Annotated in this window: 10 protein-coding genes and 2 pseudogenes; 7 read left to right on the top strand and 5 right to left on the bottom strand. The window is 58.3% G+C overall.

Annotated features, from left to right (window positions below):
• Nucleotides 1–99: 99 nt before the first annotated feature.
• The 7 genes and pseudogenes from C2E16_RS14025 to mglC all read left to right on the top strand — a co-directional run bounded on the left by C2E16_RS14025 (nt 100) and on the right by mglC (nt 8,378).
• The gene (locus C2E16_RS14025) at nt 100–1,257 is read left to right on the top strand and encodes a YbfB/YjiJ family MFS transporter (RefSeq protein ID WP_038625216.1); all 1,158 of its coding nucleotides are present in this window, start codon (nt 100–102) and stop codon (nt 1,255–1,257) included.
• Nucleotides 1,258–1,391: 134 nt separating this feature from the next.
• Nucleotides 1,392–2,056, top strand: a pseudogene (folE, locus tag C2E16_RS14020) (GTP cyclohydrolase I FolE).
• Nucleotides 2,057–2,084: 28 nt separating this feature from the next.
• The gene (gene yeiB / locus C2E16_RS14015; protein WP_084970588.1) at nt 2,085–3,239 is read left to right on the top strand and encodes a DUF418 domain-containing protein YeiB; all 1,155 of its coding nucleotides are present in this window, start codon (nt 2,085–2,087) and stop codon (nt 3,237–3,239) included.
• A gap of 156 nt (nt 3,240–3,395) precedes the next feature.
• Nucleotides 3,396–4,436 carry an HTH-type transcriptional regulator GalS gene (gene galS, locus C2E16_RS14010; RefSeq protein ID WP_084970587.1) on the top strand — a complete coding sequence of 347 codons (1,041 nt, stop codon included), beginning with the start codon at nt 3,396–3,398 and terminating at the stop codon, nt 4,434–4,436.
• Between the two features lie 326 nt (nt 4,437–4,762).
• On the top strand, nt 4,763–5,758 hold the full coding sequence (gene mglB / locus C2E16_RS14005) for a galactose/glucose ABC transporter substrate-binding protein MglB (RefSeq protein WP_038625220.1): 996 nt from the start codon (nt 4,763–4,765) through the stop codon (nt 5,756–5,758).
• 69 nt (nt 5,759–5,827) lie between these two features.
• Nucleotides 5,828–7,348 carry a galactose/methyl galactoside ABC transporter ATP-binding protein MglA gene (mglA, locus tag C2E16_RS14000; protein WP_038625221.1) on the top strand — a complete coding sequence of 507 codons (1,521 nt, stop codon included), beginning with the start codon at nt 5,828–5,830 and terminating at the stop codon, nt 7,346–7,348.
• Nucleotides 7,349–7,367: 19 nt separating this feature from the next.
• On the top strand, nt 7,368–8,378 hold the full coding sequence (gene mglC, locus C2E16_RS13995; RefSeq protein WP_038625222.1) for a galactose/methyl galactoside ABC transporter permease MglC: 1,011 nt from the start codon (nt 7,368–7,370) through the stop codon (nt 8,376–8,378).
• A 117-nt stretch (nt 8,379–8,495) separates the two neighbouring features.
• Here mglC and sanA read toward each other — a convergent pair whose 3' ends face one another.
• The 5 genes and pseudogenes from sanA to C2E16_RS13970 form a co-directional block, all read right to left on the bottom strand.
• Entirely contained in the window at nt 8,496–9,218 is a 723-nt protein-coding gene (gene sanA, locus C2E16_RS13990; protein WP_038625223.1) for an outer membrane permeability protein SanA, read from the bottom strand.
• 138 nt (nt 9,219–9,356) lie between these two features.
• Nucleotides 9,357–11,054, bottom strand: coding sequence for an NAD-dependent malic enzyme (locus tag C2E16_RS13985; protein ID WP_104951541.1), 1,698 nt, complete (start codon nt 11,052–11,054; stop codon nt 9,357–9,359).
• Nucleotides 11,055–11,291: 237 nt separating this feature from the next.
• Nucleotides 11,292–12,181: pseudogene (gene cdd / locus C2E16_RS13980) on the bottom strand (cytidine deaminase).
• Between the two features lie 148 nt (nt 12,182–12,329).
• Nucleotides 12,330–13,025, bottom strand: a complete 696-nt coding sequence (locus C2E16_RS13975; protein WP_103790966.1) for a CidB/LrgB family autolysis modulator — start codon at nt 13,023–13,025, stop codon at nt 12,330–12,332.
• Complete coding sequence (locus C2E16_RS13970; RefSeq protein ID WP_038625227.1) at nt 13,015–13,407, bottom strand: CidA/LrgA family protein; 393 nt, start codon at nt 13,405–13,407, stop codon at nt 13,015–13,017. The genes C2E16_RS13975 and C2E16_RS13970 overlap by 11 nt, the downstream gene beginning before the upstream one ends.
• Nucleotides 13,408–13,460 lie beyond the last annotated feature (53 nt).

The following is a 13,460-nucleotide window of genomic DNA, read 5'->3' as shown; positions in this document are numbered from 1 at the left end:
CTCTTACCGTAATTAACTTTATCAGAATCATTCACTTTTCGTGAGTGTAAACCTCGTGCATGATAGACGCAACGGTTAAACAAAAAAGATGATGTCACAATGCGGAAAACAGAGGCGAAACGGACCGTAGGAGCAGGGCGTATTGCGTTAAGCGCGCTGCTGTCGCTGGTGGTGGCGATGGGTATCGGGCGCTTCGCCTTTACGCCGCAGGTACCGCTGATGATTGCCGATGGCCAGCTGACGCTCTCCAGCGCCAGCCTGGTAGCGGCGCTCAACTATCTTGGCTACCTGTGCGGATCGTTTGACGCGATGCGCGCGCGCCGTCATGTGGAACGGCGGCTGCACGCCGGGGTTTGGGGGGCGGTGGTGCTGACGTTGCTGTCGGCGTGGCTGAACGACGCCTGGCTGCACGGCGCGGCGCGTTTCATTATCGGCTGGGCCAGCGGCTGCGCGATGGTGCTGGTAGCGGCATGGAGCAACGAGCGTTTACAGCAGCTCGGCAGGCCGGGGCTGTCGGCGGCGGTTTTCGCCGGTCCGGGCATCGGCATTTTCCTCAGCGGCCTGCTGGCGGTGCTGCTGAACGGCTGGCAGGTCACGGCGGCGACCGCCTGGCTCGCCTATGGCGCGCTGGCGCTGTTACTCATTGCGCCGATTGCGGTGAATCTGCCGCGCCGCGGGGAGCTGCATCGGCCGGAAACCGCGCCCGCGCCGCTGGTGCTGGACGGCAATCTGAAGCGTCTGGTGCTGAGCTACAGCCTCGCCGGGTTCGGCTATATTCTGCCCGCCACCTTTCTTTCCCAGCTGGCGGCGACGCGTTTCCCGCACAGCCTGTTCGCGCAGTTCGTCTGGCCGGTTTTCGGCGGCGCGGCGGTGATCGGCATCGCGCTGGGCATTCTCACCCGCCGCTGGGCCGCCGCCCATCTGCGGCTGGCGGTGGCGCTGTGGGCGCAGGCGATCGGCGTATTTATCGGCGGCCTGCTGCCCGGCCTCGGCGGACTGGCGGCGGGCGCGCTGCTGACCGGCGGCGGCTTTCTCTGCGTGGTGCAACTGACGTTGCAGTATGGCCGCGAACTGGCGCCGCAGCATATGCGCTATCTGGCGGGGCTGCTGACCACCGGCTACGCCGTCGGCCAGCTGGCAGGGCCGCTGCTCTCCTGGCTTTCCAGCCTGTTATGGCACCGGCTGGAGCCGGCGCTGTTCGTGGCGGGCGCGGCGCTGCTGCTGGCTGGCGCGCTGGTCTGGCGCCGCGCCGCATGAAGGGATTTCAGGGCCGATTAAAGGGATTCACTGGATAAACGACCCGGAGTGCTTCAGAATACGCGCTCTGATTATTATCCCGACGACGACGCTGGCGCGATCGTCGGCTGTCACACCTGCTGGAGAAACATCACATGGCGACGTTAAGTCATGAAGCCGCTCTGGTTCACGATGCGTTGGTTGCGCGTGGACTGGAAACCCCGTTGCGTGCCCCCGTACGTGAAATGGATGACGAAACGCGTAAGACGCTGATTGCCGGTCATATGACCGAAATTATGCAGCTGCTCAATCTCGATTTAGACGATGACAGCCTGATGGAACCCCTCACCGCATCGCCAAAATGTATGTGAATGAGATCTTCTCCGGTCTGGACTACGCTAATTTCCCGAAAATCACCCTGATCGATAACAAGATGAAGGTGGATGAGATGGTGACGGTGCGCGACATTACGCTGACCAGCACCTGCGAACACCACTTCGTGATTATCGACGGCAAGGCGACCGTTGCTTATATCCCGAAAGATAAGGTGATCGGCCTGTCGAAAATCAATCGTATCGTGCAGTTCTTCGCTCAGCGCCCGCAGGTGCAGGAGCGTCTGACGCAGCAGGTGCTGATTGCGCTGCAAACGCTGCTCGGCACCAACAACGTGGCGGTCTCTATCGACGCCGTGCACTACTGCGTGAAGGCGCGCGGCATTCGCGACGCCAACAGCGCCACCACCACCACCTCGCTGGGCGGCCTGTTCAAGTCGAGCCAGAACACGCGTCAGGAATTTTTGCGCGCGGTGCGTCATAATTAATTCCCTTTGAAACGCGGCAGGAACCGGCATGCAACGAAATATCACGCTGGATTTTATTCGTGGTCTCGCCATTCTCGGTATCCTGCTGCTGAATATCAGCGGCTTCGGCCTGCCTTCCGCCGCCTACCTTAATCCCGCCTGGAACGGCGTCCCCTCGTTCAGCGACGCGCTGAGCTGGGCGCTGCTCGATCTGCTGGCGCAAAGCAAATTCCTCACGCTGTTTGCGCTGCTGTTCGGCGCCGGTCTGCAAATGCTGCTGCCGCGCGGCAAGCGCTGGTTGCAGGCGCGCCTGAGCTGGCTGGTGATCATCGGTTTTCTGCACGCCATCTTTCTGTGGGAAGGGGACATTCTGCTGGCCTACGGAATTATCGGACTGATCGCCTGGCGCATGATCCGCGACGTGCCCTCGACCCGTTCGCTGTTCAATACTGGCGTCATGCTCTACCTGGTCGGCGTCGGCGTGCTGCTGCTGTTCGGCCTGATCTCCGACCCGGCGCCGTCGCGCTCCTGGTTGCCCGGCGCGGCGGACATTCAGTATGAAACCTTCTGGAAGCTGAGCGGCGGCACGCTGGCGATTGAAAACCGTCTCGATCATCTTTCATCGATGCTGCTGGCGTTAGGCGCGCAGTATGGCTGGCAGCTGGCCGGGCTGATGCTGATGGGCGGGGCGCTGATGCGCAACGGCTGGCTGCAGGGCGCTTTCAGCCGTCGCCACTACCGGCGCACGGCGATGATTTTGCTGCCGCTGGGCTGGCTGATTCAGCTGCCAGGGACGCTGTTGCAGTGGCATCTCGACTGGGCGTTTCACTGGTCGGCCTTTTACCTGCAGGCGCCGCGCGATCTGGCCGCGCCCCTGACCAGCCTCGGCTACGCTGCGCTCTGCTTCGGTTTCTGGCCGCAGCTGGGCCGCCTGAAAATCACGCACGCCGTTTGCTGCGTCGGACGCATGGCGCTCACCAACTATCTGCTGCAATCCCTGATCTGTACGACGCTGTTCTATCGCTTCGGCCTGTTCCTGCATTTTGATCGTGTTCATCTGCTGTTGCTGGTGCCGCTGGTCTGGCTGGCGAACCTGCTGCTGTCGACGCTCTGGCTGCGCCGTTTCCGCCAGGGGCCGCTGGAGTGGCTGTGGCGCAGGCTGACCGCTTTCGCGGCGCAGGCGCCCGTGCGACGCGGACAATGACCGCCATCACAAATGTTAAAAAATTGTATGTAACCGTTTTCATGAGTGTGACCTGATTCACGTAGCCGCGTGCTCTTGCCTGCCAGAATAGCCGCCAGCAACTCCAGGCGGCAGGTGAAGCATGCAATTTATCTCTTCTCTTTCAGGTCATTCATCATGATTACCATTCGCGATGTCGCACGGCAGGCAGGCGTCTCCGTCGCGACGGTTTCCCGCGTGCTGAACAACAGCAACGCCGTGACGGCCGATACCCGCGATGCAGTGCTGTTGGCGGTAGGAGCGCTGGGCTATCGCCCTAACGCCAACGCGCAGGCGCTGGCGACGCAGGTCAGCGACACTATCGGCGTGGTGGTGATGGATGTCTCCGATCCCTTTTTCGGCGCGCTGGTGAAGGCGGTCGATACCGTGGCGCAGCGGGTGCAGAAGCATGTGCTGATCAGCAACTCCTGGCATCAGGAAGAAAAAGAGCGGCATGCGATCGAAGTGCTGATCCGGCAGCGCTGCAACGCGCTGGTGGTCCATTCCAAATCCCTGTCCGACGCTGAACTCGCCAGCTTTATGGATCAGGTGCCCGGCATGGTGTTGGTCAACCGCATTCTGCCAGGCTACGCGCATCGCTGCGTCGGTCTGGACAATATCACCGGCGCGACGATGGCGACGCGCATGCTGTTGCAGCAGGGGCATACGCGCATCGGCTATCTCGGCTCCAGCCATCCTATTGAAGATGAGGAGCAGCGCCGCGCTGGCTGGCTGCAGGCGCTGAACGAGCAGGGGATAGAACCGCCTGAGGTCTGGATCGGCAGCGGCGAGCCCGATATGCAAGGCGGCGAGGCGGCGATGGTGGAGCTGCTGGGACGCAACCTACAGTTGAGCGCCATTTTCACCTATAACGACAGCATGGCCGCCGGCGCGCTGACGGCGCTGAAGGATAACGGCATTCTGGTGCCGCAGCATTTCTCCGTGATCGGCTTTGATGATATTCCGATGTCACGTTACACCGACCCGCAGCTGACCACGGTGCGCTATCCTATTGTTTCAATGGCGAAACTGGCCACCGAGCTGGCGCTGAAAGGGGCGGCGGGCGAGCTGGATGTTTCCGCGCAGCACTGCTTTATGCCGACGCTGGTGCGCCGTCACTCCGTCGCCGCGCGGCAAAATGTGGCACCGGTCACTATTTCAACCGATTCCTCCATGTAACCGTTTTCAATCTGTGAGTAAATTCACAGTTAATTAACATCCAGCTCACTAAGATAGCAGCGTCTTAACGGCGCTGAAACATAATGTAACGGTCGATATGACTGGGTTGAAACCACCTCACGCGCGCCGTGCAATATTTTGTCATTACTTTCCAGGAAGCGTTACCGATTAAGGAAGTCAGGTTTTGTGTCAGCAATCCATCGGCTTTGGGTAACCTTTCGATAGCGACCCGCCTGAACCGATTTTTTCACTGAATGTCCGCTTTTCTTTACCCGACAGGGTGAAGGGACCGGACGTAGAACGACCCTGCAAAAACCGGAGATACTATGAATAAGAAGGTTTTCACCCTCACAGCCCTGGTTGCCAGCATGATGTTTGGCGCAACGGCGCACGCAGCAGATACCCGTATTGGCGTCACCATCTACAAGTATGACGATAACTTTATGTCGATGGTGCGTAAGGATATTGAAAAAGACGCGCAGGCCGCCGGCGGCGTGCAGCTGCTGATGAATGACTCGCAGAATGACCAGTCCAAGCAGAACGATCAGATCGACGTGCTGCTGGCGAAAGGGGTTAAAGCCCTGGCGATCAATTTGGTGGACCCGGCTGCGGCGGGCGTGGTGATCGACAAAGCGCGCAGCAATGACGTGCCGGTAGTGTTCTTCAACAAAGAGCCAAACGCGAAAGTGCTGGCCAGCTATGACAAAGCCTACTACGTCGGCACCGACTCCAAAGAGTCCGGCGTGATTCAGGGTCAGCTGATTGAGAAACACTGGAAAGCGACGCCAGCGTGGGATCTGAATAAAGATGGCCAGATTCAGTTCGTGCTGCTGAAAGGCGAACCGGGCCATCCCGATGCTGAAGCGCGCACCAAATATGTTATCGACACCCTGAACAAAGACGGCATCAAAACGCAGCAGCTGGCGATGGATACCGCGATGTGGGACACCGCGCAGGCGAAAGATAAGGTTGACGCCTGGCTCTCCGGCCCGAACGCCAACAAGATCGAAGTGGTGATCGCTAACAACGACGCGATGGCGATGGGCGCGGTAGAAGCGCTGAAGGCGCACAACAAAACGGCTATTCCGGTATTCGGCGTCGATGCGCTGCCGGAAGCGCTGGCGATGGTAAAATCGGGCGCAATGGCGGGCACCGTGCTGAATGACGGCGCTAACCAGGCGAAAGCCACCTTCGACCTGGCGAAAAACCTGGCCGACGGCAAACCGGCCGCTGACGGCACCAACTTCAAACTGGAAAATAAAATCGTACGTATTCCTTACGTCGCGGTAGATAAAGAGAACCTTTCTCAGTTCAGTAAATAAACCCTATTGGGCGCGGCACTTACCGCGCCCTTATTCGCCAGACGCAGACAATTTTCAGCCAGGTAAATTATGGCCAGTGAAAACACAACACAGCAGCATGAATTCTTGCTGGAGATGACTAATGTCAGTAAGTCATTTCCTGGCGTGAAGGCTTTGGATAATGTGAATCTGAAAGTCCGGCCGCATTCCGTTCACGCGCTTATGGGGGAGAATGGCGCGGGTAAATCGACGCTGCTGAAATGCCTGTTTGGTATTTACAGCAAAGATAGCGGAACAATTCTGTTTCAGGGGAAAGAGATTAATTTCACCAGCGCGAAAGAAGCGCTGGAAAATGGCGTATCAATGGTACATCAGGAATTAAACCTGGTGCTGCAACGTTCGGTCATGGATAACATGTGGCTGGGACGTTATCCGAAAAAAGGGCTGTTTGTCGATCACGATAAAATGTATCGCGACACCAAAGCCATTTTTGATGAGCTGGATATTGATATCGATCCGCGTGATAAGGTAGCGAATCTTTCCGTATCGCAAATGCAGATGGTGGAAATCGCTAAAGCCTTTTCCTACGACGCCAAAATTGTGATTATGGATGAGCCGACCTCCTCGCTGACGGAAAAAGAGGTGAATCATCTGTTCACCATTATCCGTAAGCTGAAAGATCGCGGCTGCGGCATTGTTTATATTTCGCATAAGATGGAAGAGATATTCCAGCTGTGCGATGAAATCACTATTCTGCGCGACGGCCAGTGGATCAGCACCCAGCCGCTGGAAGGGCTGGATATGGATAAGATCATCGCCATGATGGTTGGCCGTTCCCTTAACCAGCGCTTCCCGGATAAGACCAACGTGCCGGGCGAAGTGATCCTTGAGGTGCGCAACCTGACCTCGCTGCGTCAGCCTTCCATTCGCGACGTCTCTTTCGATCTGCATAAAGGGGAGATTCTCGGCATCGCCGGGCTGGTGGGCGCCAAGCGCACCGATATCGTGGAAACGCTGTTCGGCATCCGCGAAAAATCGGGCGGCACCATTAAGCTGCACGGTAAAGCGATTAATAATCACAGCGCCAATGAAGCGATTAATCACGGCTTTGCGCTGGTAACGGAAGAGCGCCGCTCGACCGGTATTTACGCCTATCTGGATATTGGCTTTAACTCGTTAATTTCCAATATTCGCCAGTATAAAAATAAGCTCGGCCTGCTGGATAACAGCCGAATGAAAAGCGATACCCAGTGGGTAATTGACGCCATGCGGGTAAAAACGCCGGGGCATCATACCGCTATCGGCTCGCTTTCCGGCGGCAACCAGCAGAAAGTGATTATCGGTCGCTGGCTGTTAACCCAGCCGGAAATATTAATGCTGGATGAACCAACGCGCGGCATTGACGTCGGCGCCAAGTTTGAAATTTACCAGCTTATTTCTGAACTGGCGAAGAAGGATAAGGGCATCATTATTATCTCTTCCGAAATGCCGGAGCTGCTGGGTATTACCGATCGCATCCTGGTAATGAGCAATGGCCTGGTCGCGGGCATCGTCGAAACAAAAACTACCACGCAAAACGAAATATTACGTTTAGCGTCGTTACACCTTTAATGATGTAAGGGTTGTTACCATGAAAGCTACAACGAAAAAGAATGCGCTGACCTGGTTGAAAGAGGGCGGCATCTATGTCGTATTGCTGGTGCTGCTGGCAATTATTATTTTCCAGGACCCGACCTTTCTCAGTTTAATGAACCTGAGTAATATTCTGACCCAGTCCTCGGTGCGTATTATTATCGCGCTGGGCGTCGCCGGGCTGATCGTGACCCAGGGCACCGACCTCTCCGCCGGGCGTCAGGTGGGCCTGGCGGCGGTGGTGGCCGCCACCATGCTGCAGGCGATGGACAACGCCAATAAAGTTTTCCCGCAGCTGGATACCGTGCCGATTCCGCTGGTGATCCTGACGGTGTGCGTCATCGGCGGCCTGATTGGTTTGCTGAACGGCATCATCATCGCCTACCTGAAAGTGACGCCCTTTATCACCACGCTGGGCACCATGATCATTGTCTACGGCATTAACTCGCTCTATTACGACTACGTGGGCGCGTCGCCGATCGCGGGCTTTGACGCTGGCTTCTCGAAGTTCGCTCAGGGCTTCCTGCGCTTCGGGGACTTCAAACTCTCCTACATCACCTTCTACGCCGTGATCGCTATCGTGTTTGTCTGGATCCTGTGGAACAAAACGCGCTTCGGCAAAAACATCTTCGCTATCGGCGGCAACCCGGAAGCGGCGAAGGTCTCCGGCGTTAACGTACCGCTTAACCTGATCCTGATCTATGCGCTGTCCGGCGTGTTCTACGCCTTCGGCGGCATGCTGGAAGCGGGTCGTATCGGCAGCGCCACCAACAACCTCGGCTTTATGTATGAGCTGGATGCGATTGCGGCGTGCGTGGTGGGCGGAGTCTCCTTTGCCGGCGGCGTCGGCACCGTAGCTGGCGTGGTGACCGGCGTGCTGATCTTCACCGTTATCAACTACGGCCTGACCTATATCGGCGTTAACCCCTACTGGCAGTACATCATCAAGGGCGGCATCATTATCTTCGCCGTGGCGCTGGATTCACTGAAATACTCGCGTAAGAAGTAACCGGCAGGACGGCGGTGCAGCTCGCCGTCCTCCACTGCAAAAAAGCCGACCTGAGGGTCGGCTTTTTTATGGCGCGCGGTCACGGCTGAACCCTGTACACGCAAGGGCAGAAACGCCTTATTTCTTCTTCTGCCGCTGCTCCAGCTCCAGCAGCTGTTCCGGCGTCACCGCCGGATAGCTCTGCGCATCCTGCGGCACCTCATGCACTGCCGGAATCGGCACCAGCGGGCCAAGGAAACGCGGCTCGCGCTTCATAATATAAAGATCGGCCAACGCGCCGAGACGGGCGGCGACTTCGCGCGCGCGCACCGTCAGCATATTTTTCGGCGACGGCACGGCGTAGCACTGCGCCTGAATGCCCATATGCAGCGCGATAAACAGCGCGCGCTCGCAATGGAAACGCTGGGTAATGATAATGAAGTCGTTAGTGTCGAACACCTTGCGCGTGCGCACGATGGAGTCCAGCGTGCGGAAGCCCGCGTAATCCAGCACGATATCGGCAGGATTGACCCCGGCGGCGATCAGATCGCGTCGCATGGTCATCGGCTCGTTATAACTCTGCTGGGCGTTGTCGCCGCTCAGCAGCAGGTAGTTCACCTTACCGCTGTTGTAGGCGTTCAGCGCGCCCTGAATGCGGTAGTGGTAATACTGGTTCGGCACCCCGGCGCGATAATACTTGGCGGTGCCCAACACCACGCCCACCTGACGATGCGGCAGCGAGGTCAAATCGTCATACACCAGCGGGGCGGTTTTCCAGGCGATCCAGCGATCGAGGCCGAGCGCAGCCAGTATCATCAGCAGCAGGATGATAATCAGGCCATATGTCATGCGTTTCAACATGTTCGGCGTAGCTCTGGACGGGGCGGAATGAATGGCTCAAGGCTACTTGAGCCGGTAAGCTGACGCAAGCGCGCGCCGGTCAGACGCGGTTTTTTTAGACAATCTCCGCCATGACGCATGACGGAGATCGCGTTTGTGTTAAATCGAGGTGCGACGATAGTTACGATACTGCGGCATCCAAAAATTATTGGCTATCGCCTTCGACAGCACATCTTCCGAGGTGACGACCGCCACGCCCGCCAGCTGCGCCGCTTTGCCTACCGCCATCGCGATCACTTTCGACACGCCCTGAATATCTTTCACCTCCGGCAGGACCGGACCTTCGCCCTCGTTCACCAGCGGCGAACAGTCCGCCAGCGCGCGGCTGGCCGCCATCAGCATGCTGTCGGTGACGCGCGTCGCGCCGGAGGCGATAACGCCCAGGCCGATGCCGGGGAAAATATAGGAGTTGTTGCACTGGGCGATGGGATAGGTTTTATCGTGCAGGGTGACCGGCGCGAAGGGGCTGCCGGTGGCGACCAGCGCCGCGCCGTCGGTCCAGGCGAGGATGTCCGCCGGCGTCGCTTCCACGCGCGAAGTTGGGTTGGAGAGCGGCATCACGATCGGACGCGCGCAGTGGCTGTGCATTTCACGAATAATCTCTTCGCTGAACAGGCCTGGCTGACCCGATACGCCGATCAGAATGTCAGGTTTGGCGTTGCGCACTACGTCCATCAGCGAGATCGCATCGCTGTCCAGATGCCAGCTGGCAAGGTTTTCGCTTTTCTGCACCAGCTTGCTCTGGAAGCTCAGCAGGTTCGGCAGCTTGTCGGTCAGCAGGCCGAAGCGGTCCACCATAAAGACTTTGGCGCGCGCCTCTTCGTCGCTCAGTCCCTCTGACTTCATCTGGGCGATAATCTGCTCGGCGATGCCGCAACCGGCGGAACCTGCGCCAAGGAACACCACGTTTTGATCGCGCAGGCGGCTGCCCGCCGCGCGGCTGGCGGCGATCAGCGTGCCGAGCGTTACCGCCGCGGTGCCCTGGATATCGTCGTTAAAGCAGCAGAGCTGGTCGCGATAGCGCTCCAGCAGCGGCATAGCGTTCTTCTGCGCGAAATCTTCAAACTGCAACAGCACGTTCGGCCAGCGGCTGCGCACCGCCTGGATAAACTCGTCGACGAAGCGATCGTACTCCTCGCCGGTAATGCGCGGATGACGCCAGCCCATGTAAAGCGGATCGTTCAGCAACTGCTGATTATTGGTGCCGACATCCAGCACCACCGGCAGGGTATAGGCCGGGCTGATGCCGCCGCAGGCGGTATAGAGCGACAGTTTGCCGATCGGAATGCCCATGCCGCCGATGCCCTGGTCGCCGAGGCCGAGAATACGTTCGCCGTCCGTCACCACGATCACTTTTACATTCTGCTTGGTGGCGTTTTGCAGCATATCTTCAATGCTGGCGCGGTTCGGGTAGGAGATAAACAGACCGCGGGCGCGACGGTAGATTTCAGAGAAATGTTCGCAGGCGACGCCGACCGTCGGGGTATAGATAATCGGCATCATCTCTTCGAGATGGTTGTCGAGCAGGCGATAAAACAGGGTTTCGTTGGTATCCTGAATATTGCGCAGATAAACGTGCTTATCGTTATTGTTCTTAAAATCCTGGAACTGACGCCAGGCGCGTTCGGCCTGTTCTTCGATGGTTTCAACCGTTTCCGGCAGCAGGCCGTTAAGGTTGAAGTCGTTGCGCTCTTCGATGGTAAAGGCGCTGCCTTTATTCAGCAGGGGAAATTCCAGCAGGATAGGACCAGCGTAAGGGATATAAAGCGGACGTTTACTCTCGTAATCGAGTTCCATGCGGTGTTTGCTCCGGTTACAGGCACGTTCTCTTTGGGGAAGTGGCCAGTGTTTTTATAACAACAAGGGTGTGCCACGATCCTAAGAAAATTCACGCAGAAGTACAGCTTTTGTTAACCGCCGTTAACAAAAGCGGACGCTTTTTTGCGGAAAGCGTCTGAAAAGCGGAGGGCGGCGCGCCGCTGAGTAGGCCGCATTCGTTATCGACGGACGCGGCCGGTAAGACGAAGCCCGGACTTACGCTTTTCGCAGCGCAACCACTTCCAGTTGATGGCAGCCGAGCGCCTGTAAGGTCGCGGCGGTGGCGGGCTGCTGACGTAGCTGCGCGTCGGGGCTTTCCGCCAGCACGGCGCGTGTAATCTCATGGCAGCTTTCGCCGTGCATATTCAACAGGATCAGCGCCGCCTGCAACGGCGGCAGGCTGGGGTTGAAGGCGACGTTTTCGATATAGCCGCCGTGATAGCAGGCGCCGCTGGCGGTTTGCAGCGCGACGCCGCTGTGCGCCTGGCTGTAGGGGCATGGCTGCGGTTGGCGGCGGCGATCGCCGCCTGCGCCAGCGCGTTGCCCCCGGCGCGATAGCCGTGATCCACTTTATCCATTACCAGCGTAGTGATGTTCAGATCGCGCGGGCCGAAGGCGTCAGGCAGGTAGTCGGCCAGCGTCACCACCGGGCGGTCCGGCAGGCTGATGCGCAGGGCCGTGCCGCTGTTCAACTCATTCATAAACTGACGACAGTGGCCGCAGGGCGTGTAGTTGACGGTCATGGTCGCCAGACCGCTTTCGCCGCGTAGCCAGGCGTGGGTGACCGCGCTCTGCTCGGCATGCACCGTCTGCTGCATAGTGGCGCCGGCGAACTCCATATTGGCGCCGAAATACCAGTATCCACTCTGACCGCGCGCGACCGCGCCGACGTTGAATTTCGACAGCGGCGTGACGGCGCAGGCGGCGGCCAGCGGCAGCAGCGCCAGCGCCAGCGCGTCTTCATTCAGGCCGCTCTCCTGGCAGAGTACGGCCACCTGATCAGGGGTTAAAAAGGCGGCAAAATCGTCAGCGTCAAGGACAGGAAGTAGCGCGGCCTGAAGCTCGGCCGCTAAACCGGCAAAAGCCGGACGAAAACGTGGATGCATTGCATGCCTCTTATAGCTGGGGTTATCCCAAAATTGTAAAGCACCGGCAGGGGTTATATGTGATCTCTGTCGCTACGGCAATGTAATGCGTGAAATGAAATGACAATTTGCGCGATCTCTCGCAAATTTTAACCGTTGCGCGGCGCGTTTAACCTAACAGCGCCAGCAGCAGCGGAAACAGGAACGGCGCCAGCAGCGAAGTGATGATGCCGCAGATCACCAGCGCCAGCGAACTGAACGCGCCCTCCTGAAAATCGAGTTCGGCGCAGCGCGCGGTGCCGAGGGCATGCGAAGCGTTGCCGATGGCCAGCCCGCGCGACGCTTTGGTTTTTATGCGCATCAGGTTCAGCAGCATATGACCGAACACCGCGCCCAGCACGCCCGCCACCAGCACGCAGATGGCGCTGATGGCCGGAATACCGTGCAGCGAGGCGGAGACCGCCATGGCGATAGGCGTGGTGACCGATTTGGGCAAAACGGTGGCGGCGATTTCCGGCGTGGCGCCCAGCCAGAGAGCGATGGCGGTGCCGGAAACCATCGCGGTCATGCTGCCGATAAAGCAGACGGCGATAATCGATTTCCAGCGCGCGCGAATCTGATGCAGCTGTTCATAGAGCGGCAGCGCCAGCGCCACCACCGACGGTTGCAGCAGGCTATTGAGGATAGCGCTGCCCTGAAAGTAGCGCGCATAGGGCATATTGATCAGCAGCAGCAGGGGAATAATCACCGCCATCGAGATCAGCAGCGGATTAAAGAGCGAGATTTTTACCCGCGCCGCCAGCCAGCGCGCGCCGAAAAACACCGCCAGCGTCAGCGGCAGCGACCACCAGATATCACTCATCATGCTTTTCTCCGACGATGGGCTTGCCGTGCAGACGATGCGAACTGTAGCCGACGACGATCAACACCAGCAGGGTGCTGAGCACGCAGGAGACGAAAATAGGCCCAAACTGGGCGGCGAGCACATCGGTGTAGTTCATCACGCCAACGCTGATCGGCACAAACAGCAGCGCCATATAGCGAATGATCAGGTAGCAGCCGGGCTTCACCCAGTTTACCGGAACGATTTGAAAACCCAGCAAAAGAAAGAGGATCAGCATCCCGATAATACTGCCGGGAATAACAATGGGCAGCAGGGATGAAATGCCGATGCCGGCATACAGACAGAGATAGATGATGATGAAGGCGCGCAGATAGCGCCAGCAGGCAGAGAGCACGGCGGCCATGGCAGACTCCTGTTTTTGACGCAGGTAATCATACGCTGAAACGGCTAATCGTG

Source organism: Mixta calida, from assembly GCF_002953215.1.
Taxonomy (GTDB): Bacteria; Pseudomonadota; Gammaproteobacteria; order Enterobacterales; family Enterobacteriaceae; genus Mixta; species Mixta calida.
This window is presented reverse-complemented; position numbering and strand designations above follow the sequence as displayed.